This window comes from Pseudomonas sp. KU43P, from assembly GCF_033095865.1.
Taxonomy (GTDB): Bacteria; Pseudomonadota; Gammaproteobacteria; order Pseudomonadales; family Pseudomonadaceae; genus Aquipseudomonas.
In genome coordinates, this window is sequence record NZ_AP019365.1 from 2,997,376 (window position 1) to 3,022,911 (window position 25,536).

The 25,536-nt window shown below is 63.2% G+C and carries 21 protein-coding genes and 3 pseudogenes; 16 read left to right on the forward strand and 8 right to left on the reverse strand.

Annotation, left to right across the window (positions count from 1 at the left end):
• The first annotated feature begins 106 nt into the window (after positions 1-106).
• On the forward strand, positions 107-1,297 hold the full coding sequence (locus KU43P_RS13635) for an MFS transporter (protein ID WP_317657904.1): 1,191 nt from the start codon (positions 107-109) through the stop codon (positions 1,295-1,297).
• On the opposite strand, the gene KU43P_RS13640 is transcribed toward KU43P_RS13635, so the two are convergent.
• Entirely contained in the window at positions 1,259-2,305 is a 1,047-nt protein-coding gene (locus tag KU43P_RS13640; protein WP_317657905.1) for an alpha/beta hydrolase family protein, read from the reverse strand. The two genes, KU43P_RS13635 and KU43P_RS13640, sit on opposite strands and share 39 nt — an antisense overlap.
• A gap of 149 nt (positions 2,306-2,454) precedes the next feature.
• Positions 2,455-3,066: an FMN-dependent NADH-azoreductase gene (locus KU43P_RS13645; RefSeq protein ID WP_317657906.1), complete on the reverse strand. Its 612-nt coding sequence runs from the start codon at positions 3,064-3,066 to the stop codon at positions 2,455-2,457.
• Positions 3,067-3,199: 133 nt separating this feature from the next.
• Here KU43P_RS13645 and KU43P_RS13650 point away from each other — a divergent pair, with 133 nt between their 5' ends.
• Positions 3,200-4,102, forward strand: coding sequence for a LysR substrate-binding domain-containing protein (locus KU43P_RS13650; RefSeq protein WP_317657907.1), 903 nt, complete (start codon positions 3,200-3,202; stop codon positions 4,100-4,102).
• Positions 4,095-4,454 carry an MmcQ/YjbR family DNA-binding protein gene (locus tag KU43P_RS13655; RefSeq protein ID WP_317657908.1) on the forward strand — a complete coding sequence of 120 codons (360 nt, stop codon included), beginning with the start codon at positions 4,095-4,097 and terminating at the stop codon, positions 4,452-4,454. Before KU43P_RS13650 ends, KU43P_RS13655 begins: the two co-directional genes overlap by 8 nt.
• A gap of 8 nt (positions 4,455-4,462) precedes the next feature.
• Here KU43P_RS13655 and KU43P_RS13660 read toward each other — a convergent pair whose 3' ends face one another.
• Together KU43P_RS13660 and KU43P_RS13665 are read right to left on the reverse strand one after the other, a co-directional pair.
• Positions 4,463-4,825 carry a DUF1294 domain-containing protein gene (locus KU43P_RS13660; protein ID WP_317657909.1) on the reverse strand — a complete coding sequence of 121 codons (363 nt, stop codon included), beginning with the start codon at positions 4,823-4,825 and terminating at the stop codon, positions 4,463-4,465.
• On the reverse strand, positions 4,825-5,655 hold the full coding sequence (locus tag KU43P_RS13665) for an undecaprenyl-diphosphate phosphatase (protein WP_317657910.1): 831 nt from the start codon (positions 5,653-5,655) through the stop codon (positions 4,825-4,827). Before KU43P_RS13665 ends, KU43P_RS13660 begins: the two co-directional genes overlap by 1 nt.
• A gap of 390 nt (positions 5,656-6,045) precedes the next feature.
• Between KU43P_RS13665 and KU43P_RS27050 the strand changes: the two are divergent.
• From KU43P_RS27050 to KU43P_RS13720, 12 genes and pseudogenes are all read left to right on the forward strand, one after another.
• A pseudogene (locus KU43P_RS27050) lies at positions 6,046-6,717 on the forward strand (cache domain-containing protein); the annotation flags it as partial.
• A gap of 138 nt (positions 6,718-6,855) precedes the next feature.
• Entirely contained in the window at positions 6,856-7,593 is a 738-nt protein-coding gene (locus tag KU43P_RS27055; RefSeq protein WP_411567256.1) for a methyl-accepting chemotaxis protein, read from the forward strand.
• Between the two features lie 122 nt (positions 7,594-7,715).
• Positions 7,716-8,105, forward strand: a pseudogene (locus KU43P_RS13675) (DUF2599 domain-containing protein); the annotation flags it as partial.
• A 728-nt stretch (positions 8,106-8,833) separates the two neighbouring features.
• Entirely contained in the window at positions 8,834-9,397 is a 564-nt protein-coding gene (gene pnuC, locus KU43P_RS13680; protein WP_317657912.1) for a nicotinamide riboside transporter PnuC, read from the forward strand.
• The gene (locus KU43P_RS13685; protein ID WP_317657913.1) at positions 9,394-9,945 is read left to right on the forward strand and encodes an AAA family ATPase; all 552 of its coding nucleotides are present in this window, start codon (positions 9,394-9,396) and stop codon (positions 9,943-9,945) included. The genes pnuC and KU43P_RS13685 overlap by 4 nt, the downstream gene beginning before the upstream one ends.
• 296 nt (positions 9,946-10,241) lie before the next feature.
• A complete protein-coding gene (locus KU43P_RS13690) occupies positions 10,242-10,679 on the forward strand; it encodes a hypothetical protein (protein WP_317657914.1) in 438 nt (145 codons plus the stop codon).
• 1 nt (position 10,680) lies between these two features.
• Positions 10,681-11,259, forward strand: coding sequence for an adhesin (locus KU43P_RS13695; RefSeq protein ID WP_317657915.1), 579 nt, complete (start codon positions 10,681-10,683; stop codon positions 11,257-11,259).
• Between the two features lie 54 nt (positions 11,260-11,313).
• Positions 11,314-12,801, forward strand: a complete 1,488-nt coding sequence (locus KU43P_RS13700) for a heme utilization protein (protein WP_317657916.1) — start codon at positions 11,314-11,316, stop codon at positions 12,799-12,801.
• A gap of 66 nt (positions 12,802-12,867) precedes the next feature.
• Positions 12,868-13,548, forward strand: a complete 681-nt coding sequence (locus KU43P_RS13705) for a C39 family peptidase (protein WP_317657917.1) — start codon at positions 12,868-12,870, stop codon at positions 13,546-13,548.
• A 32-nt stretch (positions 13,549-13,580) separates the two neighbouring features.
• Positions 13,581-14,327 carry a hypothetical protein gene (locus tag KU43P_RS13710; RefSeq protein ID WP_317657918.1) on the forward strand — a complete coding sequence of 249 codons (747 nt, stop codon included), beginning with the start codon at positions 13,581-13,583 and terminating at the stop codon, positions 14,325-14,327.
• A 48-nt stretch (positions 14,328-14,375) separates the two neighbouring features.
• Positions 14,376-15,656 carry a hypothetical protein gene (locus KU43P_RS13715; protein WP_317657919.1) on the forward strand — a complete coding sequence of 427 codons (1,281 nt, stop codon included), beginning with the start codon at positions 14,376-14,378 and terminating at the stop codon, positions 15,654-15,656.
• A gap of 138 nt (positions 15,657-15,794) precedes the next feature.
• The gene (locus tag KU43P_RS13720; RefSeq protein WP_317657920.1) at positions 15,795-17,996 is read left to right on the forward strand and encodes an LTA synthase family protein; all 2,202 of its coding nucleotides are present in this window, start codon (positions 15,795-15,797) and stop codon (positions 17,994-17,996) included.
• Between the two features lie 53 nt (positions 17,997-18,049).
• On the opposite strand, the gene KU43P_RS13725 is transcribed toward KU43P_RS13720, so the two are convergent.
• The gene (locus KU43P_RS13725; protein ID WP_317657921.1) at positions 18,050-19,375 is read right to left on the reverse strand and encodes a sigma-54 dependent transcriptional regulator; all 1,326 of its coding nucleotides are present in this window, start codon (positions 19,373-19,375) and stop codon (positions 18,050-18,052) included.
• 343 nt (positions 19,376-19,718) lie between these two features.
• On the opposite strand from KU43P_RS13725, the gene KU43P_RS13730 reads away from it, so the two are divergent.
• Complete coding sequence (locus KU43P_RS13730) at positions 19,719-19,985, forward strand: hypothetical protein (protein ID WP_317657922.1); 267 nt, start codon at positions 19,719-19,721, stop codon at positions 19,983-19,985.
• A 116-nt stretch (positions 19,986-20,101) separates the two neighbouring features.
• Here the strand turns inward: KU43P_RS13730 and KU43P_RS13735 are convergent, their stop codons facing one another.
• From KU43P_RS13735 to cobN, 3 genes and pseudogenes are all read right to left on the reverse strand, one after another.
• A complete protein-coding gene (locus KU43P_RS13735; RefSeq protein WP_317657923.1) occupies positions 20,102-20,734 on the reverse strand; it encodes a vWA domain-containing protein in 633 nt (210 codons plus the stop codon).
• A gap of 35 nt (positions 20,735-20,769) precedes the next feature.
• Positions 20,770-21,770 (reverse strand): annotated as a pseudogene (locus KU43P_RS13740) (ATP-binding protein).
• Position 21,771: 1 nt separating this feature from the next.
• On the reverse strand, positions 21,772-25,533 hold the full coding sequence (gene cobN / locus KU43P_RS13745) for a cobaltochelatase subunit CobN (protein WP_317657924.1): 3,762 nt from the start codon (positions 25,531-25,533) through the stop codon (positions 21,772-21,774).
• Positions 25,534-25,536: the final 3 nt, after the last annotated feature.

A 25,536-nucleotide genomic window follows, 5' to 3' on the forward strand; every position in this document is an offset into this window, starting at 1 on the left:
CGGTGATGAGGGCACCCCCCCGATTAATATTCGTTAGCCTGCTTTCATTTCCGTCGCGCAACGGCCATGATGGAGCCACGTCCAACCGCCCGCCGCGAACGAGCCCATGACCGCGCAACCGCCCGCCCCCATCCGCAATACCGGGATCACCCTGCAGATCCTGTCGATCGTCTTCTACACCTTCATCGCCTTCCTCTGCATCGGCCTGCCGATTGCCGTGCTGCCCAGCTACGTGCACGACCAGCTTGGCTTCGGGGCAGTGATCGCTGGGGTTACCATTGGCCTCCAATACCTCGCCACCCTGCTCAGCCGCCCCTTCGCCGGGCGTGTGGCCGATACCCTGGGCGGCAAGAAGGCCATCCGCTTCGGCCTGCTGGGCATTGCCGGTTGTGGCGTTCTGACACTGATATCCGCCTGGACCCTGACCATGCCTGTATTGAGCCTCGCCCTGCTGCTGGGCGGGCGTCTGCTGCTCGGGCTGGCCCAGGGCCTGATCGGCGTTGCGACTTTGAGTTGGGGCATCAGCCAAGTGGGGCCGGAGCATACGGCGCGGGTGATTTCCTGGAATGGCATCGCCTCCTACGGTGCCATCGCCATTGGTGCCCCCGTGGGCGTGCTGGCAGTCGATGGTCTTGATTTCAGCGTGCTCGGCCCGGCCTTGCTGGTATTGGCCGCGCTGGCCTTGCTGGTGCTGCGCAAGCGACCGGATGCAGTGGTGGTACGCGGTGAACGCCTGCCGTTCTGGTCTGCGTTCGGTCGCGTGGCTCCCTGCGGCCTGGGGCTGACACTCGCGTCGATCGGCTACGGCACCCTGACCACGTTCGTCACCCTGTACTACCTGGAGCGCGGCTGGGTCGGCGCCGCCTGGTGCCTGAGCGCCTTTGGCCTGTGCTTCATCATTTCACGGCTGCTGTTCGTCAACGCCGTCAACCGCTTTGGCGGCTACAACGTGGCCGTCGCCTGCATGGCCACCGAAGTGCTTGGCCTGGGCCTGTTGTGGCTGGCGCCCACGCCTGCCTGGGCGCTGCTCGGCGCCGGGCTGACCGGCTTCGGGCTGTCGCTGGTCTACCCTGCGCTGGGTGTCGAGGCCATCAGGCAGGTACCGAGCAGCAGCCGCGGCGCCGGGCTGGGCGCCTATGCGGTGTTCTTCGACATGGCATTGGCCGTGGCCGGGCCGGTGATGGGCGCCGTGGCGGTACACCTGGGGTACGCCTCGATCTTCTGCGTCGCGGCCCTGCTGGCCCTTGCCGGGGTAGGCCTAACGCTGTTGCTGGCGCGGCGCAGCCGTCGCGGCTGAGCGCTCGGCATGCTCTGGGGCGCCCAGGGTTTGGCTGAAGAATGCAGCGGTATCTCGATTCAGGGAATGATGGATATGCCGCCGGTCGACCCCCTCGGCGTCCTTGCACAGTACCGGCATGCGCGCATGCTGTTCTTCGTCACAGCGGGCCATGAACACGAAGTGCCCTGCGCCAGCGAGCAGACGGTAGTCCGGCGTGACCGGCAGCTTGCGGGCCAGTGCTTCGGCGTTGCGGTCGACGGCCAGCAACTGGTCATTGTCACCACTGTAGATCAGCGCCGGCACTCTCACGCCGGCCAGGGCGTGACGGCCGAACATCAGGCTCAAGGGGGCCATCAGCATGACTGCGCCTACCCGTGAGTCAGCCTGGGGGGTCAACTCGCTGCGGTCGGCGATCAACACACCGTGGGTCTTGCAGGCATCGGCGTCGTTGGGCCGCTCGACACAGTATTGGCGCAAGCGATCCAGATCAGGCCGAGCGCCAGACAGGATCAGCGCAGTCTCACCCCCCGCCGAATAACCGATCACCCCGACCTTGCCGTCGTTCAGGTAAGGCCCCAGCAGCACATCCTCACGGGCGGCGGTTATCGCGGCGCTGATCTGCAAGGGCCGGCCATAGAGGTTGCTCAAGGTGCCCAGCCGGCTGTGGTCGCGCGCATTATCACCCGGGTGCACCACCGCCACCACCACGAAGCCCTGGCGTGCCAGGGACGTCGCCAGGTAATGCAGGGCCAGCGGGCTGCCGGTGTTGCCATGGGAAAGCACCAGTAACGGGAACTGGCCCAGAGCAACCGGGGCCTCTTCGGCTACATCAATGGGGTAGCCGTCGATGCGCAGGCTGCGCGTCGTGCCATGGGCGGGGTAGAACGCCAGGGCCTGCATGGGGCGGGCGTCGACCGGGTCGTCAAGGGTCATGTGGTGCAGGCCCGCCACCCAGGGCGCGGCTTCGGCATGGGCCAACAGGCTGGCGCACAGAAAGAGCGCCAGCAAGCAACGGGGAATGTTCATCGGCCGGCTATCCGCGCAGAGCGAGGGGATGGTCTGAGCATAGGACCTATCGGGCGCACGGCAGATGAAAACTGGATGAAAAATACAACGGCCCCGAGCTGTTCGCGGGGTGTCGCGAACAGCTCGGGGCCGCCAGGTCGGCCGAAGGATCAGGCCGCTGCGAACAGCTCGTTGGCAATCTGCGCCTGGGCAGCATCGATCGCCTTGCTACGGTGTTCCGGGCCATAGGCCAGGCCGTGGGCGCGGACGATTTCCAGGTCGGTGATACCGATGAAGCCGAGGAAGACCTTGAGGAAGTCCTCATGGCCGGCGCCGCTCGGCTGGCCAGCGTGCAGGCCCCCCGCAGTGGACACCAGCACCACTTTCTTGTCACCGCACAGGCCTTGCGGGCCCGCTTCGGTGTAGCGGAACGTCTTGCCGGCAACCGCTACCCGGTCGATCCAGGCCTTGAGCTGGGTCGGCACGGTGAAGTTGTACATCGGCGCGCCGATTACCACCGCGTCAGCGGCCAGGAATTCTTCCAGGGTTTCGGCACTGAGCTTGGCTTCGAAGGCCTGGGCGGCATCACGCACGTCCTCTGGGGTGCCTGCAGCCACCAGGGTGGCGGCCGAGAAGTGGGCGATGGCGTCGGCTGCCAGGTCGCGGTACACCACTTCGAGGCTTGGGTCGGCGACTTTCCAGGCTTCGACCACTTCGCGGCTGAGCTGGCGGGAGGCGGAATTGTCGCCCAGGATGCTCGAATCGATGTGCAACAGTTTCATGTGACTCTCCTGTGAATGAAGACCGCAGCGGTGGGCGATCACGATGGAGAGAATCCTACCTGAGCGACTAATAACTGATAAGGCGCTAAAAATGCGTTAGTTTGTCCCACAGGTAGAACAGTGAGACATCCCTATGCAAGATCTCAACGACCTCTTCTATTTCGCACAAGTGGTCGAAGCGGGGGGCTTCGCCGCCGCCGGACGCCAGTTGGGCATCCCCAAGTCGCGTCTGTCGCGGCGCATCGCCGAGCTGGAGGAAAGGCTGGGCACGCGCCTGCTGCAGCGCACCACGCGCCAGTTGATGCTGACCGCAGTCGGTGAACGCTACCTGCACCACTGCCGGGCCATGCTGATGGAAGCGGAGGCCGCCGACGAGGTGGTGGCCAGCATGAGCAGCGAACCGCGCGGGCGCTTGCGGGTATCCTGCCCGGTGGCGCTGGCCCATGCCTTTTTGCCTGATGTGATCAGCCGCTTCCTGCAGCAGTACCCGCAGGTACAACTGGACATGGTGCTGCTCAACCGCCGTGTCGACCTGATATCCGAAGGCATCGACGTGGCGCTGCGCGTGCGCGACCTGGGCGACGAAGACCCGGCGCTGGTCACCCGCCGTTTGCGCCAGGCACAAATGCAACTGGTGGCCGCGCCTGGCTTTGCCGACCATGTGCGTGAGCCTGCCGCGCTGGCCAGCCTGCCGGTGCTGGGCGCGGCGGAGGCTGATCGGCTGGTTCACTTGCGCCTGCTAGGGCCCCATGGCCGGCAAGAGGACATCGCTCTGGAACCGCGCCTGGCCATCGATGACTTCGTGGTCCGCAACGCTGCCGTGCGCGCCGGGCTAGGCTTCACGGCCCTGCCAAGCATGTTCTGCGAAGAAGAACTGGCACGTGGCGAGCTGGTGCGGCTGCTGCCGGAATGGTCGCTGCCGGGGGGCTACCTGCAAGCGGTATACCCGCATAGGCGAGGGTTGTTGCCGGCGGTTCGGGTGTGGATCGATCACCTGGCCGCCTCGTTCGAGGCCTGTGGAGAGCGTTATGTCTAGACAGAAGATGACCGAGGCGCAGGTGGCTGCGTTCTGCCTGAGCCTGCCAGGGGCACGAGAAGACTATAAGTGGGGCGCAATCCGGGTGTTCTCGGTAGCGGGCAACAAGATGTTCGCGGTCATCGGGCTGGCCGGGGAAGGCCTGTCGTTCAAGGTGGGCAACGAGCTGTTCCTGGGCTACTGCGACCGCCCCGGGGTGCGGCCGGCACCGTATCTGGCGCGGGCACACTGGATCATCATGCAGCCGCCCTACCCCATGGGCCGCGAGGAGCTGTGCGACCTGCTGCAACGCTCGCACCAACTGGTGGTACGGCGGCTACCCAAGCGCTTGCAGGTGGGTTTGCTGATGTAGGCGAAGCTTCACGAGAGCAGGTGATTGCCCAGGAACAGCCAGTCGGCCCAGAACACCTGATGTAGCAGCACGATGCTCCAGAACACGGCCTGATACGGCACCTTGCGCGTCTTGTGCCGGAACAGCTGCTGGGCCACCAGTGCCCCCGGCCAGCCGCCGAGCAGCTCGCTGGCATGCAGTACTTTTTCCGGCGTACGCCAGCCTGCGGTGCGGGCCTGGTGCTTGTCCTGCCAGTACAACAGCACGGTGACCAGGCTGACCGCCGGGTACAACCCCAGTGGCAACCATGATCGCCCGCTCCAGCCCATCTGCAGCGCGCCTGCCAAGGGCAGCAGGCACAACACCGCCAGCGCCAGCCACTTGATGCGCATCAACCTGCTGCCGTCGCCCAGTTGACCCAGCCGAACTGCCAGGTCGCCAGGATCAGCAAACCGAACACGATGCGGTACCAGGCAAATGCTGCGTAGCTGTGGTTGGCAATGAACTTGAGCAACGCGCGCACCGCAATCATCGCGAAGATGAACGAGGTCACGAATCCGATGGCGAACACCGGCAGGTCACTGGGCTGGAACAGGTCGCGATACTTGTAGCCCGAGTACACCGCTGCGCCGACCATGGTCGGCATCGCCAGGAAGAACGAGAACTCGGTGGCTGCCTTGCGCGACAGGCCGAACAGCAAGCCGCCGATGATGGTCGAGCCCGAACGCGAAGTGCCCGGGATCATCGCCAGGCATTGGACGAAACCGATTTTCAGGGCGTGCGACCAGCGCATGTCATCGACGTGATCGACCTCCACACGGTGCGTACGGCGCTCGGCCCAGAGCATGATGAAACCACCGATGACCAGCGCGGTGGCCACGGTGATCGGGTTGAACAGGTAGTGATGAATCAGGTCGGCGAACAGCACGCCCAGCACCACGGCCGGAAGAAACGCCAGCAGCAGGTTGGCGGTGAAGCGGCGCGCGGTTGGCTGGTTGGTCAGGCCGAACACCACATCGAGAATCTTGCGCCGGAACTCCCACACCACCGCCAGAATCGCCGCCAGCTGGATGATGATGTTGAACGCGATGGCCCGCTCGCCACCAAAGCCGATCAGGTCGGCCACGATGATCTGGTGCCCGGTACTGGAAATCGGCAGAAACTCCGTCAGCCCTTCGACCACGCCTAAGATGATTGCCTGAAAGGCAGTCCAAAAATCCATCATTCCCCCGTTGAAGCGCTGCAGCTTGCAGGCCCCTTGTTCTTGATTTGCTTGTGATTTGCCGCTCGCGGCGCGGCCCTTTTACAGCGAGTCTTGGGTGAAACGCCAGTGGAAAAGTTCACGCCGCCTAAAGGTTTCATCTTGCGCGGCCGAAATCCTAGCAGAGCAGCTTGGCATTGGCTCGCGTGGCATGCTGCAGTGCTATAGCTAAATAGCACTTAGCCATTAGTCGGATGTAGACCGACGGCAAAGCATGCTTGGATGCGCCTGAATAACAAGAACAATGCGGGAGTGCCGTTCATGAAGACCTTGAGGTCGATGTCGATCAGCCGTCGTCTGTGGCTGATTCTGGTGGTTGCGGTTGCCATGCTGCTGGTGCTCGGCCTGCTGATGCTGCGCCAGATCCATGGTGATCTGTACCAGGCCAAAGCGGAAAAGACCCGCCACGTGGTGCAGACCGCCGCCAGTGTGTTGACCTACTACCAGAGCCTGGAAGCTGCCGGCACACTGAGCCGCGAAGCAGCCCAGCAGCAAGCGCTGCAAGTGGTGCGTGCACTGCGTTACGACCAGGGCGACTACTTCTGGATCAACGACCTGGGGCCGAAGATGATCATGCATCCGGCCAACCCCAAGCTCGACGGCCAGGACCTCTCCGCCATTCGCGACCCGGACGGGTTTGCCGTATTCAACGAAATGGTCGCCCTTGCCCGCAGCCAGGGCGCGGGCCCTGTCAACTACCGCTGGCCCAAGCCTGGTGCCAGCGAGCCGGTCGCCAAGACCTCGTATATCCAGCTGTTCCAGCCCTGGGGCTGGATCATCGGCTCGGGCGTGTACGTCGACGACGTCCAGGCCGAATTCGCTCGCCAGCTGCGTGACGCCTCCCTGGTGGGTGTGGGCATCGCCTTGCTCATGGCCCTGATGGTCATGCTCATTGCCCGCAGCATCGCCCGGCCGTTGCAAGAGGCCGTACAGGCAATGGGCAACATCGCCAGTGGCGAAAGCGACCTCACGCGCCGCCTGGATACCCACGGTCGCGACGAAATCACCCAGCTCGGCGATCACTTCAACCGGTTCAACGGCAAGCTGCAGGGGGTGGTGGGCGAGTTGCAGCAGGCCGCCCATGCCCTGGCCCGCTCTGCCGGGCATGTCGGCGACAACGCAGGCGCCGCGCAACAGCACAGCGCCCGGCAGTCACTGCAGATGGACCAGGTGGCAACCGCCGTCAATGAAGTCACCTACGCCGTTCAGGACGTGGCCAAGACTGCCGAACAGGCTGCCGGCGAGATGCACGCGGCGCAGCAACAGGTCGAGCATGGTCAGCAGGCCATCCACGGCAGCCTGCAGCAGATCGATCGCCTGTCGCTGACCATCGACCAGGCCGTACAGGTGATCCGCGACCTGGCGGGGCACAACACCAAGATCGGAGGCGTGCTGGACGTGATTCGCGCCATTGCCGAGCAAACCAACCTGCTTGCCCTCAACGCAGCCATCGAAGCGGCGCGCGCTGGCGAACAGGGCCGCGGCTTTGCCGTGGTGGCCGACGAAGTGCGCCTGCTGGCCCAGCGCACGGCGCAGTCGACCGCCGAAATCCACACCATGATCGAGCACCTGCAGAAGCAGTCGGATGCGGCGGTGAAAGCCATCGACACCAGCAGCGAAGCCTCGCGCCAGACCGTCGAGCAGGCTCGCGAGGCCGGTGCCAGCCTGAGCGCCATCAACCAGGCCCTGCATAGCCTCACGTCGCTCAACGCCTCGATCGCCAGTGCAACCTTGCAACAGTCGCATGTGGTCGAGGAAATCAACCGCAACGTGCTGGACACCGCCGGGCTGTCACAGCAGACCGCCGAGGCCGCGCGACAGTCGAGCGATGCAGGCCTGGCATTGACGCGACTGAGTGCAGAACTGGAACAACTGCTCGGCCAGTTCCGCGTCAGCTGACAGCAAGCCCCCTCTACAAACAGCAGGCTAGAGGGGTTTCGACCAGCACTTGATATTTCTGCCAGTAGACGCCCCCAAAGGCACGCAGCACCGTTAAACCTCCTGAAAATGGGAGGTTAACCATGGAAACTCGTTATCTTTGCACCGCACTGCTGGCGGCCCTTTCCCCGACCCTGGCCAATGCTCAGCCCCCTGTCGCGCTCGATCCTTTACAGACATTGCAGCGCATCAACCGTAACTACAATACCGTTACCGATGCTTGCCGGGAGCCTGACACTCAAGCCCCGCGGGGCCATTACTACTGCAGTGGTGTGACCCTCAGGATGGTCGACGACGGCCCGTTCAACCCATGGGACTACAGCCCCTATGCCATCAAGACGGGCGCTACCTCGTTCAGCTGGATTCGCCAAGACCTGAGCACCAATCGGTTGATTCGACCCGCTGGGTACATCCTGCGCACGCCGATGGATTCACGCGAGTTGGGCCTGCCGGTCATGGAAACCGGCTTTACGCCAAGCGCCGCGTATTGCTGGCTCCAGCCCTTCAAATCACGGATGCCCAGTGCCTGACAGCTTTCTTCAACCTGAGCAGTTTGAGAAAAATCTCCACACCCCCGTTCGGTTCGATAGTCTGTCCAGGCATCGATCGGATAGGCACAAAATACATCCAGCTTGGCGAGGGGGCGGTCTACAAATTGCCGGGGTGTGAAGATAATCCCGTTATTGGCGTTCATGCCGGGGTCAACATACCCAATACCATCACTGCGCATCCACGAAACCGAAACACCACCGGATTTCTGCGACGCAGGGCTGGGGTTCCATACATCATAACGCTGAGGCTGCTTGTTACCGTCTTCATCCCAGCGATGGGTACCACGAATCATCACGCCCGAGCAGTCTACCGCGGGATCGGGGCCGCAACTCGAAGGTGTGCTGTTGTACCAGCGGCTAATATGCTGCACAACGGCCTCACAACTATCAGCGCTAACAGCCGTCGCATAGATCATCAATGGCACACTTATTACGGACGTAACTTTACCTGCCAGGATATTCATGACATTTGCCTTTTATAGGTGAGTTGATATAACTGCACTGCCAGACTAAAGTTGCCCGCCTTCCACAACAACTGACAAAAATGCTAGTTTTTTCGGTGGCGCACTCAATCAAACTTCGCATTTAGCGCTGGCGTCTGCTGCACTTCGCGATACAATCGCGCCCCCGCAACGTCCAAAGGATCGCCGATGTCCGGCCTCGAACTCATCGCCGCCGTGCTCGGCGTCACCGCCGTGTGGCTAACCGTCAAGCAGAACGCCTGGTGCTGGCCGATCGGCCTGGTGATGGTGCTTATATATGGTTGGCTATTCTTCGATGTGAAGCTGTACTCGGGCATGCTTTTGCAACTGGCCTACGCCGCGCTGCAACTGTATGGCTGGTGGCAATGGAAGCGCCCGGGCCGGGTCGAAGAGGCGCGCCAGGTTTCGCGCCTGCAGGCGCCGGCACTGGCCGCCGGCTTGGCTGCGGGCCTGCTGATGAGCGTGGCCCTGGGCGCGTCCATGGCCCACTGGACCGATGCCGCCCTGCCCTGGCTGGACGCCACGCTGACCGGCTTCAGCCTGGTCGCGCAGCTGTGGATGGCGCACAAGCGTGTGCAGTGCTGGCCACTGTGGATGGTGGTGGATGTGGCCTACGTCGGTCAGTACCTGCACCAGCAGCTGTACTTCACCGCCGGGTTCTTCGCCGTGCTGACCCTGATCGCCGTGCGCGGCTGGCTGGAGTGGCGCCGTGATCTGGCGCTGCAGGCATGAAGGTCCTGGTGCTGTGTGGCCCCGAGTCCAGCGGCAAGAGCTGGCTCAGTGGTGAAATCCAGGCGCACTTCGGCGGCGTGGTGGTGGGTGAATATGTGCGCCATTTCATCGACCGCGAATGCCGCGACACCTGCTATGCCGATATCACGCCCATCGCCCAGGGCCAGCTGGCCTGGGAAGACCAGGCGCGGGCGCAGGCCCCGGAGCTGTTGATCCTCGACACCCACCTGCTCAGCAACATGCTCTGGAGCCGGGCGCTGTTCCAGGAGTGCCCGGCCTGGCTGGAACAGGCCTTGCTTTCCCGCCACTATGACCTGCACTTGTTGCTCAGCCCGCAAGGCGTGGACTGGGTCGCCGATGGCCAACGCAGCCAGCCCGACCTTGCCGACCGGCAACGGTTTTTCGGCGACAGCCTTGGCTGGCTGCAGCAGCATCGGCAAAGCTTGCAGGTGATCGAGGGCGACTGGCCCGAACGCAGTGCTGCGGCGTTGCGCGCCGTGCAGGGCCTGTTGCTGGGAAAACCCCCGGTTTGCCCTACCGAGTGTTAACCCGCTGACACACCTCGGCGGGCCTTGACCCCCGTAGTTGCGGACTTCCCCACCCATTGCGGGGGGAGTGTCAAGCTGGTGAAACATTGCGCAAAACTGCCCTTCGAGCAACATCCATACCGAAAATCCGCCCCTGCTGCACAAAAACTGTCTCAACGCTGTTACATCAACCTCCCAAGACCACCAACAAGTTTCTGCAAGCCACTGATTAACCGCAAATAACCAAAAGCGGCACGCCTTCTGCTCTCCTCTTCGCAACGCCTATTCAGGCCAGCGCTGAAGAAGGAATTGCCGTCATGGGAAAACTGGACAATGGCATCTGCCGCCTGCTGCTGGTCGGTTGTGCATTGGGCGCGGGTTTCAGCGTTCCGGTGCAGGCTGACAACGGCATCATCGTCATCACCCGCGATGTTCAGCCACGCATTGCCACCCGCGCGCCGCTGGCGCCCGACCCATACCCCACCACTGCCAATGCCAACCCCTCCGCCTACGTGCTCAAGCAAACCAACGAACTGAGTGATGGGGACTTTGCCAACATCACCAGCGGCACGGGCATTTCTTCGCTGGTCACTCAACAGACCAACAACGTAGGCGGCAACATCGGCAACCAGACCCAGCTCCCCAACCTGGCGGCCGGCCGTGGTTCAGGTTCCGGCAACGGCATCTCCAACATGGTCAACTCAAGCGTCCAGCGCGGCCTGGCGCCCTTGCAGATCCTGACCGGAGGCAAATGAGATGAGGCAAGCGCTGTTAATCCTGGCCACTCTGTGCAGTGCATCGGCCTTCGCCCAGTCCCCGGTACCCGTGATCAACAACGCCGACATCGACAGCTCCGGCGCTCAGTACCAAGGCAACTTCAGCGTCAACCAGGCGGCCGGCGACCTGCAGCAGCAAGCCAACGCCCGAGCGATCGCCACCGGCCCCTCGGCCGCCGCGACCACGCAGATCCGCCAGCGGCAAATCTCCATCGTCGACCCCAACATGGATGCCCGTGCCAGCATCCAGGGCAATGCCTTCAGCCATGGCAGCGGCGCCCTGGGCGTGAACCAGAGCGCAGGCGCCAGTACCCAGCAGGCCAACGCCCTGCGCATCAGCATCAGTACACAACCGCAAAGCATCGATGACAGCGTCCTGTTGCAGCAGAACGTGGCGCTGATCAACAGCTCCGATCCGACTGATACCTCTCCCGGCTATCGCCACGTCACCACCGGTGACCAGGCATTCACCGGTAGCCGCGGGGTCATTCAGCTGAATCAGAGCGCCGGGGTGGGTAACCAGACGGCAAACACCCTGAGCGTACGGGTCGCGAACTGACCCGACAGGTGTAAGTAAGCACAACACTTAACCTAAAGAAGACGGAGAAACACCATGAAACCCTCGATGGCAATCAAGCCTCTGGTTTTCGCAATTGCTGCGGTCATGGCTGTTGCTGCACAAGCGGATCAGAACGACCGGCGTGGCCATGGCCACAACAATAACCACACACCACCGGCCAAACAGGTCTACACCAGCGCCACTGCCAGGGCTGACGATTCTCAACGCAGCACTGGCAACAAGATCCTCAACGAAGGCACCGTCAACGAAGCTGAAATGAGTAGCTCCGGCACCGGCGCCAGTGGCAACGTAGGTGTCAACGTGGCAGCCGGTAACGGCAACCAACAAGACAACGCCGCTGCCATTGCCAACACCGCGTCCGACAATGCTGCGATCGACAACAGCTTCGTCTTCGGCAACTCCGAAGCCACCGCAAGCGTGCGTCAGTTCAGCAACAACAACATGGTCAAGAACTGGTCGACCCAAAGTTCTGCGGTCATGAGCGGCTCGGCTGACGGCAGCAGCGGCAACGTGGGTATCAACATTGCTGGCGGCGACCTCAACCAGCAGAAAAACACCATGGCCATTGCCAACAACAGTGCGCCTATTGGTAACTCCACCGCCACCGCCACTGCCGAGCAGAACGGCCCTGGCCTGACCGTGGAAAACCGCGCCGATCGCACCTACACGATCGATACGCTTTCCTTCACCACCACCTCGAGCGGTTCGTCCTCGCGCAGTGGCAACTTCGATGCGAGCATCGACAAGAGCTCCAGCTCGAGTTACAGCGCAGCGGGCAGCAACAGCAGCAGCGCCAGCGGTTCGAAGAGCAGCAGCGCCAGCGGGTCTAGCAGCATGACCGCCAGCGGCTCCCACAGCAGCAGCGCCAGCGGCAGCAACAACAGCAGCGCCAACGGCTCCAACAACTGGGCGGCCAACGGTTCGGCGAGCAGCGACCACAGCTCCTCGTCTAGCGCTTCGGTGAACGCTTCGCTCGATGCCAGCGCTTCGGGCAGCGCCTCTTCGTCGCAGACCTTCGGCAACTTCACTCGCTCGCGCAGCGGCGACTTCGACGCATCGCTCAATGCTTCGCTGGACGCATCGATCGACAAGTCGCACGAGTCGTCCAGCAACTCGTCGTTCGACAAGTCCTTCAACTCGTCCTTCGACACCGCGTCCAACTCGGCGTATGACCGTAGCCACGACTCTTCCTATGACAAGGCTCGCGACACTTCCTACGAGAAGGCTCGCCAGTCGGCATGGGAGAAAGCCAATGCTTCGGCCTACGAGAAGTCCGGCGAGAAAGCCTCGCAATCTTCGGACAGCATCTCGAAGAGCTACAACGAAGCCAACTCGTATGACCTGAGCAACACCGTGTCCTTCCAAGTGCTGACCCCGACCGGCTGGGCCAACCCTGTCACCAACACCGCAACCCTCAGTGGTTCGGTAAATGGCGGCAGCGGCAACCTGGGCGTCAACGTGGCAGCCGGTGTGGGCAACCAGCAAAGCAACTCGCTGGCCATCTCCAACACCTCGATGTAACCGCTGTGGCCTGGAGGCCCCCTTCGGGGGGCCTTCTTTCAACCTAATTCGTTGGGGGCATCGAACATGCGCATTATCGCCTTGGCGTTCTTGCTGTGCATGGCCAGTGTGAGCGAAGCAGCCCAAATGCCGTTGTCCGTCCTGCCTGGCGGCGCGGTGATCTACAAGCCCATCCAGAGCATCCGCGAACGCAAGTTCGCCGACCTGGTGCAACAGAAAACCGACTTCAGTTGCGGCGCGGCCTCTCTGGCAACCATCCTGCGCCAGGCCTACTGGCTGGACGTGGACGAACAACACGTGATCGAGGGCATGCTGGCCAATGCCGACCAGGACCTGGTGCGCACCCAGGGCTTCTCGATGCTCGACATGAAGCGCTACGTGGAAAGCCTGGGTATGCGGGCCCGCGGCTACCGGGTTGCCCCCGAGACCCTGAACAGCATCCGCATCCCCGTGGTGGTGCTGATGGACATCCGCGGCTACAAGCACTTCGTGGTGATGCAGAAAGTCGACCAAGGCTGGGTCTACATCGGTGACCCGGTACTGGGCCACAAACGCTTCAAGGTCGAAGATTTCGTGAAAGGCTGGAACGGCATCATCTTCGCCGTCATCGGCCAAGGGTACGACAAGTCCAACATCTTGCTCGACCCGCCTCTACCGCTCAGCGCCAAGAATCGCATCAACAACTTCACACCGGTGAAGGATGCAGAGTTGATGGACTTCGGCTTCATCCAAAGCGACTTCTTCTAATGACAAGGGGCAAGACGCCCCGGGAGCATCCCATGAAGACTTCATTCTGGCTCGCCGCCATTTGCCTGGCTGCCAGCCTGCCCACCCAGGCACAGACGTTCAAACCCATCGAGCTGAAGGATCAGGAACTGGCAGACCTGCGCGGTCGCTATGTGCTGCCTGGGCGCATCGTCAGTTTCGGGGTGGTGATGACCAGCACCTGGCAGAACGCCAATGGTGAAGTGATCGGCGCCACCTCGACGATGCAGATCCAGCATTCGACCCTGCAGCCACAGTTCTATGTCTCGATGATCAATCAGAAAGGCACCGGCACCTCGCAGTCCCGAGGCCCGGGCACCGGTACCGTCACAGGCGGCAGCGGCCTCAACACCACCGAGGGCGTGACCCAGGTGGTACGTGCCGCCGGTGATTACAACTCGGCCTACAACAACGTGGGGATCAATGTCACCAAGGGCAACGCGGCGCCTGCCACGCAGACGCAAGGCCGCCCCCTGGCCGCCGGCGAGACGCTGGTCGGTGCCAACGGCGCAGGGTCCTTGAGCGTTTCCGCCAATGGCACCGGTGTACAGCTCGGCATCGTCGCCAGCAACAACCAGGGCGCTACCCTGCAGCGTCTGGGCCAGGGCGGGCTGATGCAGAACACTACCCTGCTCGGCGCCGGCAATCAGGTGCGCAACCTGACGGAGCTGAATGTCGTGCTGCGCGACAGCCCTGCCACGGCTGGGCCGATGAATGCAAACCTCGACCAGCTCAAAGGTCTTCGCAACGGCGGATACTGATCTACGCTCAGTCTCATCGAACAAGTAGTCAGAAGGGACGGCTAATCCATGCATCGTTTGTTGACGTTGAGAGCTATCGTTTGTTTGAGTACCTTGGCCCCGGCCACTTTGCTTCAAGCAGCAACCGACCCACAGGTCGAAGCACTGAAACAAGAACTGATCGCGTTGAAACAACGCTACGAAGCTCAACAGAATGCATTGATGGTGCTGGAACAACGCCTTCGCCAGGTCGAGGAAGCACCGGCGACACCTGCGCCCAAGCGCTTGACCAAGTCGCCGGCCGAGGGGGTAAAAGGCGCGCAGACCGTGGCAGCTGGGGCTCCGGGCACCACCGGCAGCTCTTACGGGGAGTCTTTGAGAGACGACTCGGAGCCGGCGCAGAGCGTGTCGAACCTGTATGACGAAGCCAGTGGCTTCTTTGGCGGCGGCAAGTTCAGCGTCGAAACCGGGTTGACCTATACCCACTACGACACCCGTGCCCTGACCCTCAACGGTTTCCTGGCACTCGACTCGATTTTCCTTGGCAATATCAACATCGACCGAATCAAGGCCGACAACTGGACGCTGGACCTGACAGCCCGCTACAACGTCGACCAGCGCTGGCAGTTCGACATAAACGTACCCATTGTCTATCGTGAGTCGACTTACTCGTCCGGGGGCGCAGGCGGTGCCGCCGGGGTCAGTTCCGATGGCACCGTTACTCGCGACCCGATGATCGGCGATGTCAACGTCGGCGTGGCCTACAAGTTCATCGATGAGTCGGAAAACTGGCCAGACGCCGTCGCCACCCTCCGGGTCAAGGCGCCGACTGGCAAAGACCCCTACGGCATCAAGCTCATCCAGGACCCTGGCAACGATAACCTGGCAGTCCCGGAAGACCTGCCGACCGGCAACGGTGTATGGTCCATCACCCCGGGCATCTCGCTGGTCAAGACCTTCGACCCCGCGGTCCTGTTCGGCAGCCTGTCGTACACCTACAACATGCAAGACTCGTTCAGCGATATCAGCCCCACGGTCAACACCAAGGTGCCGGGCGATGTGAAGCTCGGCGATTCCTGGCAGATCGGCGGCGGTATCGCGTTCGCTCTGAACGAGAAGATGAGCATGTCGTTCTCGGTCACCGACCAGTTTTCCCGCAAGAGCAAGATCAAGCCTGATGGCGGCGACTGGCAGTCGATCACCAACAGCGACTACAACGCGGCCAACTTCAACGTCGGCCTGACCTTCGCCGCCAGCAACAACCTCACCATCGTTCCCAACCTTGCGATCGGACTTACCGACGATTCACCGGATTTCTCCTTCAGCCTGAAGTTCCCGTACTACTTCTGACTCGCCTTGCCGCTACCTGGCCCACAGTGGGGCCGGGTTTTGGTAACCAACCTTGTAGCCGCCGGCTTTCCAGGCACCGGGCTGTTATCATCGTGCACAGCGATATGACAATCTGAAGTCAATTTAAGGAAAGCTTTCGTGAAGAACCTGCTTGGCCACCCGCACTCCCGGCTCGTCGTTCTGGCGACCCTGGTGCTGGTGATTCCACTGAACACGCGCGCCTTGCTGGGCTGGTCCAATCCGCTCGGATACGTGTCGGACCTGGCCCTTGGCAGCCTGCTCGTGTGCCTGCTCCACCGTCGACCCTGGTGGCTGGCCCTGCCTGTGCTGGTGGCCTGGGCGGCGTTGTGGGTGGCCTCGGCAGAGCTGGTCAGCGCTGTCGGGAGGCTACCGAACAGTGGTGACCTGGGGTACCTGATCGACCCGCAGTTCATGGAAAACTCCACCGGCGGTGGTCTCGCCCACGCCTGGCTGCCCTGGTTGATGGTTGCCGGCCTGCTGGCCTGGTGCTGGAGTGCCTGGCGCAGCCGTGGTCGGCGCAGCGCTGCACTGCCGCGCTGGGCCTTCGCCATTCCAGTGCTGCTGTTCGGTGTGCACTGGGGCAGCCAGCAGCTTGCGCCGTCAGACGCCGACCAGTGGCGCCAGTACAACCTTTCCCACCAACTGCTGTCTGCGGGCGTCAACGACCTGCAACGCCGCGTCGTGGCCTGGGGCGGGCATGAACAACCCATCACTCCGATGCCCAGTACCGGCCTGACCCAGGCCGATCTGCATGGTCAGAAGCTGCTGGCCGCCCCGGGCAGTGCGCGCAACCTGCTGGTGATCACCCTCGAAGGCATTCCCGGCGCCTACGTAAGGCCAAACCGCCAGGCCCTGCACAGCCGCTTCGACCAGGAGCTCATGCCCAACCTCAGCCGTTGGGCCGAGCGCGGCATGAACACGCCCGATTACGTGCTGCACACCCACCAGACCATACGCGGCCTCTACGCCATGCTCTGCGGTGACTATGACAAGCTGGCCAACGGTACGCCCAAAGGCATGGAACTGCTCACCCAGCAGCAGCGCAACCAGGCCTGCCTGCCGGCCCAGTTGCGCCAGGCCGGCTTCAGCACCCATTACCTGCAAGGGGCGGGCCTGCGCTTCATGGCAAAGGACCGAATCATGCCGCATATCGGCTTCGACGCGGTGCATGGCCAGGAGTGGTTCAGCAATGAAAACTACCTGGAATTCCCCTGGGGCAAGGACGACCGGGCGTTCTTCGAAGGCGCCCTGAACTATGTCGGGCAATTGCGCCAGCAGGAGCGCCCGTGGATGCTCACCCTGCTGACCGTGGGCACTCACCAGCCGTATTCGGCGCCGGCCGACTACCTGGCCCGTTACGACACGCCCAAGCAGGCGGCCGTGGCCTACCTGGACGATGCGCTGGGCGCGTTTCTGGACAACCTCGAGCGCCAGGGTGTGCTCAAGGACACGCTGGTGGTGGTGACGTCGGACGAATCCCACGGTATCGACGGGGTGCGCCTGGCCTCGTCCTGGGGCTTCAACCTGCTGCTGGCACCGGAACAGGCGCAACTGCCGCCTATCAAGCAAGGTACCTACGGCCACATCGACCTGGCCACCTCCCTGCTCGACTACTTCGCCCTGCCGATACCGGTTGCGCTGGGCGGGCGCTCGCTGATGCGCGATTACGACAGCGGGCGGGAGATGATCTCCTACACCAACGGCATGTTGCGTTACCACGACGGGCAAGGAGTGTTCACCGAGTGCGACTTCCAGCAACGTTGCCGCCGCTATGCCAGCCAGGGCTTCATTGCCGACCAGGCCCGCTACCTCGGCCCGGCAGATAGCCGCACCGGGCCACAGCTCACCGCCCTTGCAGGAGTGCTCGACCAGTCCTTGTTGCAAACCCCGCTCAACCTGCGCTACCAGTTCGGTGGCCCTTCGGCCATCCCGTTGCAGGCGCGTATTCGCGATGACTGGGCCGACAACCTGATTGGCGCTCAGTACCTTGAAATGCCAGAAGGTTCGCATACCCGGGTACGGGTCAAGGTGCGAGCACTAGACCGGGAACATGTCGCCTATATCCAGCTCAAGGCCAAGGAACTGGAGCAGGACGTGCCGCTGGGGCTGCCCGAAGAAATCCGCGTGACGGCCGATGAGCCGCTGGAAATGGAGTTCGGCTTCGATAACCCTACCCTGCGCAAGGCATTCTCCTTTCACTTGCTGGGGTACGGCGGGGGTGAGGTCGAGGTGAGCGATTTCAGCGTCATCACAGCGCTGCCGGGTGAAGAAGAAACGGTTGAAGAGCTTTCGGACGGCCATCTCGCCCAGTCCAGCTGACGGAGCAAGCGTCTTGCTCAACTTCTGCACGTTGACGCGATTGCTGTGGGAGCTCAGCGGATCTGGTGCTTGTGCAGCAGCCGGTAGAACGTCGGCCGCGACACGCCGAGCACCTTCGCGGCAATGCTCATGTTGTTGCTGTGCCTGACGAGCACATCGCACAGCGCTTGGCGTTCCGCACGGTGCTTGTAGTCCTCCAGCGTTCCCAGCGGCTGTTCCTCCTGCTCCATCACATGCAAACCCAGGTCCTGGGCTTCGATCTGCCGGCCTTCGGCCAGAACCAGGCCCCGCCGCACTCGATTGGCCAGCTCCCGGACATTACCGGGCCAGTTGTGCCGGCCCATGGCAGCCAGGGCATGGTCACTGAAGGATCGCGGCCGGCGGCCGGTTTCCAGGCTGTAGAAATGGGAAAAATGGTTGGCCAGCATCGACAGGTCGCCATGCCGGTCACGCAGGGGCGCAGTCACCACCTGCAACACATTGAGCCGGTAATACAGATCTTCCCTGAAGCGCCCCTGCTCGATGGCCTTTTCCAGGTCCACATGGGTGGCAGCCAGCACCCTCACATCGACCGGAATCGGCTGGCTTCCGCCAACCCGCTCGATGTGCTTTTCCTGCAGGAAACGCAGTAGGTTGGCTTGCAGCTCCAGCGGCAAGTCGCCAATTTCATCGAGGAACAAAGTCCCGCCGTGAGCCGCCTCGATGCGCCCGACCTTGCGTTGATGCGCCCCCGTGAAGGCGCCCTTTTCGTGCCCGAACAACTCGGACTGGATCAGGTGTTCAGGTATCGCGCCGCAGTTGATGGCGATGAACGGCATTTCGCAGCGTTGTGACTGGCGGTGCAGCGTGCGCGCCACCAGCTCCTTGCCCGTGCCACTCTCGCCGCGAATCAGTACTGGCGACTCGGTGGGCGCCAGCTTGCCCAGCAATTTGCGCAGTTCGAGAATCGGCCGGCTGTCACCCAGCAGCTCATGCTCCTGGTCATTGATCGGCGCGGTGCCCTTGCCACGCAGCCGCGCCATGCCAAAGGCACGCCCCAGGGTCACCAGGACGCGGGACACGTCGAATGGCAAGGTATGGAAATCGAAGAACCACTCGCAGACAAAGTCACCGACGTTCTGCATGCGCAATTGCTCGGCATTGAGCACCGCGATCCATTCGGTGTTGCTGCGCTTGATCATGTCCTTGACCGCATCCGGGTGGCGCAGGTGGGACTCCTGCAGACGCAACAGCCCAAGGTCGCATCGGTGCTCCAGGGCCAGGTCCAGGCTACAGCTATGGACATCCCAACCTGCACTCTCCAGGCCTGGTAACAAACGGTGACAATCATCGCACGGGTCGACGATGAGCAAGCGACGAAGGGCTGCGGTTTCGTGCATGACCGTTCCTTGGCGCCAATTTGTGGTTTTTTACGTGAAAACAGTAAGTTGCGGCGCCGATTTAACAGTAGCAACGAACTTGACGGTGCTCACTACCGTCTGTCTGCCCGATTCTGTGGCGGCCGAGCCCTGCGGGAATTTTTCAATTTAATTGGCGTCACAGGCGGCGCAGGACAATAAAAACTTTTCAAATTTGAAAAAAAATATCAACGCTGTGTGACTCCACCCCCAACTTGGAGCATCAGTACGAATAACCCCGCACTGCAGATCGCGATACGCTGAAGCGACGTAGCAGTAACGCGGACCTTCATTACGCTGTTTGGGACCATAGAGAGACCGAACCATGAATGCCTCGCTCCGTGTCAACGAAGCCCTGCTGATTGCCGACCACGCCTTCGAACCTTTCCAGTGCGTTGCCTGGGATGCGCCCAACGGGACTGGTGAGCTGAGCCTGGCAGTGATCGACCGGACCAGCACCCGTATCGGCAGCAAGCAAGTGTCCTCGTCTATCTATTCGGACCCTGCACAATGGGCCAGCCTGATTGAGGAAGTGCGCGCCGAACTGTCCCGCAAAGGTTATGACCTGCAACCCTGGTCGATGCCGAAGTAATAGCAACGGTCGACCAGCAAGTGCGTGCCCGGCACGCACTTGTACAACTTCCGGCGTGCCGCTCAGGCAACTTTTTTATTGCGACATAGTGTCGCGCCCCACCGCCCATTCACTACTCAGTGCATTAACTTGAATTGTTCGAGATGCTGGTAATCAGCCTGCAGTTGTTCAGCCACTTGCTGCGCACGCCCCAGGCGAACCGGCGCCAATTCCATGTCTACCAATAAGGTGGCGCAAGGCATGGGGTGCACGCTATTCCAGCGCTGCAAGCGGCCATCGGTGAACACCAGGCAGCGCTGAAGCTCTTGGGGGTGGGCTTTCTGCCTGGCTTGCAGCCAGCGACGTGCCTGCCCCAGCGCCTCGATCAACGGTGTGCCGCCACCCGCCCCCAACGCCTGCAACCAAGGCTGCAACGCGGCCGACGCCTTGAGCCCATGGCGTTGCCATTGCGGCGCGCTACCACTGGCAGTGAGCAACGCCAGCCGGGCGCGTTGGCGATACGCCTGGTCGAACAACTCGGCCAGCAGGCCTTTGGCCTGCGCCAGCGCCTGATGACGCCGGGTCGAGGCCGAAGCATCGACTATCACCAGCCACAGCTCGCCAGCCTGGGCGTGACGCTGCTGCCAGCACAGGTCATTGCGCTGACGAGGGCGCCCCTTGAGCAACGTCGGCAGCCAGGCTACACGGCCTTTGCCCGCCGCCTGGGCACGACCACGGCTGGCACCCTTCAGGCTGCCGGTACGGGGCATGGCATCCGCCACCTTGTCGCCCGGTGCGCGGATGCTCAGGGCTTTTTTGCCCAGTTCGGTACCTCGCGCCGTGCACCGCTGGTGACGGGTTGAGCCGGTAATGCCCCCAGTCGCCCTGCCCGCCCTGGCTCTGCGTATCGCCACGGGGGCTTGCCGGTGGTGTGGCCTGGCCGGCGTGCTCCGGCGGCGAGCGGCGCCTGTGGCGCAGGGCGAACTCCGCCACGGCTTCCACGTCACCCTCCTCGATCGCCTTGCCACCACGCCAGGCGCAATGTGCACGGGCGGCGCGCAGCCAGACCAGGTCGGCACGCAGGCCATCGACACCTGCGGCATAACAACGCTCGGTGATCCAGGCCAGCGCCTGATCGTCCAAGGCAATCGCCGAAAGGGATTGGCGCGCCGCCTGGCAACGTTCGCGCAGTTGCGCCTGGGCCGTAGCCCATTGCGCGCAGAAGGCCTGCGGGTCGGCGTCGAACGCCAGCCGGCGGCGAATAATCTGTTGCCGCGCATCGGGTGCCGGCAGCCCTTCGAGCAGCACATTCAAGCCGAAGCGGTCGAGCAACTGCGGGCGCAGTTCGCCTTCCTCGGGATTCATGGTGCCGATCAGGACGAAACGGGCGCTGTGCCGGTGCGAAATACCATCGCGCTCGACACGGTTGGTACCGCTGGCGGCCACATCGAGCAGCAAGTCCACCAAGGTGTCGGGCAGCAGGTTCACTTCGTCGACATACAGCACGCCGCCATCGGCCTGCGCCAGAACGCCGGGAGAAAACTGCGCCTTGCCCTGGCCCAGCGCGGCATCCAGGTCCAGCGTGCCGACCAGGCGCTCTTCGCTGGCACCCAGCGGCAAGGTCACGAAAGGCCCTTCACCCAGCAGGTCTGCCAGGCCACGCGCCAAAGTGCTCTTGGCCATGCCGCGCGGCCCTTCGATCAGCACGCCGCCAATCTTCGGGTCGATGGAGGTCAGGCACAAGGCCAGCTTGAGGTCCTCGGCGCCGACCACGGCGGCCAAGGGAAATTGCACGGGTTCACTCATATCAAGCCTGTTCCTCGCCATCGAGCAGTTGTTCTTCCAGCGCTTCGCGATAATCGCCCGGCTGCTCCCAAAGCCCGCGCTGCTGGGCCTCCAGCAATCGCTCGGTGAGGTCGCGCAGTGCTTCTGGGTTGTGCTCGCGCATGAAGTCGCGGGTTGCCGGGTCGAGCACATAGGCATCGGCCAGCGACTGGTAATGATGATCGTCGATCAGGTGCGTGGTAGCGTCGAAGGCGAACAGGTTGTCGACCGTCGCCGCCAGCTCGAACGCCCCTTTGTAGCCATGGCGCTTGGCGCCGTCGATCCACTTGGGGTTCAAGGCGCGGGCACGGATCACGCGGTTCAGCTCTTCCTTGAGGGTGCGAATGCGCGGCCGGTCGACCTGGCTGTGATCGCCGTGATAGCTCGCCACCTGCGCGCCCGCGAGCGTCTCGGACGCCGCCAGCATGCCACCCTGGAACTGGTAGTAGTCATTGGAATCAAGCAGGTCATGCTCATGGTTGTCCTGGTTCTGCAGCACAGCCTGTACCTGCCCCAGGCGCCGAGCGAACTGGGCGCGGGCCGGCGTGCCTTCGTCACTGGCGCCATAGGCATATCCACCATGGTTGAGGTACACCTCGGCCAGGTCATCGCGGCTGTGCCACAGGCGGCCATCGATCGCGTTCTGCACGCCGGCGCCATAGGCGCCGGGCTTGGCGCCGAACACTCGCCAACCGGCCTCGCGCGCCGCCTGTTCAGGTGCCACACCCTGAGCCTGCAAAGCCTCGCGTTCGTGACGGGCCCGGGCAGCAAGCGGGTTTTGATCATCAGGTTCATCCAGCGCCGCCACTGCCTGCACCGCCGCATCGAACAGGCGGATCAGGTTGCCGAAGGCATCGCGGAAAAAGCCTGAGACGCGCAGGGTCACGTCCACCCGTGGGCGGTCCAGAACGCTCAGGGGCAGGATTTCGAAATCGTCGACGCGCTGACTGCCGGTGGCCCATACCGGGCGCACGCCCATCAGTGCCATGGCCTGGGCGATGTCGTCACCACCTGTGCGCATGGTTGCCGTGCCCCACACCGACAGGCCAAGCTGACGCAGGTGGTCGCCATGGTCCTGCAGGTGCCGTTCGAGGATCAGGTTCGCCGAGGCGAAGCCCAGGCGCCAGGCCGTGGTGGTGGGCAGGTTGCGCACATCCACGGTGTAGAAGTTGCGCCCGGTGGGCAGCACATCCAGTCGGCCGCGGCTGGGCGCGCCACTGGGCCCGGCCGGGACGAAGCGCCCCGCCAAGGCGGCGAGCAAGCCGTTGATCTCTGCTGGCCCGCAGGCATCGAGGTCTGGCGCGACCTGCTCACACAATGCGTCAAGCACCGCCAACACAGGCTCCCAGCCGGGTTCGTCGGGCAATGGCACGGTTGCGCCCAAGGCCTGTTCAATGAGTTTCAGCGCCAACAGCTCAAGCCGCTCTCGGGTATCGCCGCACGTGCGCCACGGCTCGTTGCTCATTACCTGCAGTTGAAGCGGTCGAGGGCCGTCCCAAGGCTGGCCGAGGTCGCAATCGAGCGGGTCGAAGCCCAGCGCCAACGCCTTGGCCAAGGTGCGCAGCAGGCTGGCATTGCCGCCGCGCCCGTCCGCGCGCTCCACCCGCAGCAAGGCCAGCAAGGTATCGACCCGCAAACGTGCCTGGGGCGACTGGCCGAACACATGCAGGCCATCGCGAATCTGCGATTCCTTCAGGTCGCACAGGTAGGTATCCAGGCGTGGCAGCCATACCGCTGCGTCGTCCAACTGGCCTTCGAGCTGCAGTTCGCGGTCGATGTGGTTGGCCTTGACCAGTTCGAGGATATCGCGCTGCAACTCCCGGGCTCGCCTTGGGTCGAGCAGTTGCGCTTCATAGAATTCGTCAGCCAGCTGCTCCAGATGGCGCAACGGGCCATAGGTTTCGGCGCGGGTCAGCGGCGGCATCAGGTGGTCGATGATCACCGCCTGGGTGCGGCGCTTGGCTTGGGCGCCCTCGCCCGGGTCGTTGACGATGAATGGATAGATGTTCGGCAGCGGGCCGAGCAAGGCGTCCGGCCAGCACTCGGCGGACAGGCCAACGCCCTTGCCGGGCAGCCACTCCAGGTTGCCGTGCTTGCCGACGTGGATCACAGCATCGGCAGCAAAGGCATGGCGCAGCCAGAAATGAAACGCCAAGTAGCCATGTGGAGGGACCAGGTCCGGATCGTGGTACACGGCACTGGGGTCGACCTGGTAGCCACGGGCCGGCTGGATACCGACGAAGGTCAGGCCATAACGCAGGCCGGCCACCATCAGCCGGCCACTGCGGTACATCGGGTCTTGCTCGGGCGGCCCCCAGCGGTCGATCACCGCCTGACGGTTGGCCGCAGGGAGGCGCTCGAATGCCTCGTTGTAGTCCGCCAAGCTCAAGCTTTGCGCGCATGGGCGTTGATCCAGATGATCGAGGTCGTTGGTCACGCCACCGAGCAACTGGTGAATCAACTGGGTCCCGCTGTTCGGCAGTTCGCCCAGCGGGTAGCCCTCGGCTTTCAGAGCATTGAGGATGTTCAAAGCAGCGGCTGGGGTGTCCAGGCCCACACCATTGCCAATGCGCCCGTCGCGAGTCGGGTAGTTGGCCAGCACCAAGGCCACGCGCTTCTGCTCATTGGGCAGACGTGCCAGTTCCACCCAGCGGCGCGCCAGTTCGGCGACGAAGTCCATGCGTTCGGGGTGAGCCCGGTAGCAGACCACATCGGACTGGCTGCGCTCGCTGCGCCAGGCCATGTCCTTGAAGCTGACCGGCCGGGTGATGATGCGCCCGTCGAGCTCCGGCAAGGCAATGTGCATGGCCAGGTCACGAGCGCCCAGGCCCTGCTCGCTGGCTTGCCAGCCTGGCTGGTTGTCTTGCGCACAGATGGCCTGCAGCACCGGAATATCTCGGCGAATCGGGCGCTGGCTGGGGCGTTCTGGGCTGGACAAGGCAAACCCGGTGGTATTGATCAGCACCTCGGCGCCGACCTCGTCCAGCCACTGCTCCACCTGCTCAAGGCAGGCGCTTTCCTTGAGGCTTGCGACCGCAATCGGCAGCGGGTTGAGCCCGGCGGCCTGCAGGCGCTGGCAGAACACGTCGATGAAGGCGGTATTGGCCGCCTGCAGGTGCGAGCGGTAGAACAACAGCGGCGCCACTGGGTACTCGGCATGCCACTGCCCGTACCAATCCTCGAGCGTGGCACTGGCCTTGCTCGGGTGATACACCGACGTGCGCGGCAAGGGTTGCGGCTCGTCCCAGGCGTAGTCACGCCCCAGCCATAGGCTGGCCAGGCAGTTGAAGAGGTTGACGGCATTGGCCTTGCCGCCCTGGCGCAGAAAGTGCCAGAGGCGCTCCGCCGCAGCACCGGTTACCGTGCCCAGGTCGGTCAGCTCCGGGTCCGGGCGGTCGTCGCCCGGTACCAGGATCAACTGCACGCCGCGGGCAGCCAGTGCCACCAACTGCTCGACGCCGTAACGCCAGTAACCAACGCCGCCGTGCAGCGACACCAGGATGACCTTGGCGTGGCGCAGCACCTCTTCTACATAGAGGTCGACCGAGGCATGGTTCTGCACCTGCATCGGGTTGGCCAGACGCAGGCTGGGAAAGTCATCGGGCAATTGCTCGGCGGTTTCGGCGAGCAACGCCAGGTGCGAGTCGCCGCTGCAGAGGATCACCAGCTCGGCGGGTGTCTGGCCAAGGTCGGCAATGCTGTCGTCCGGCACGAAGCCGCCGGGCTGGGTCCGCAGCAGGTGCATGGG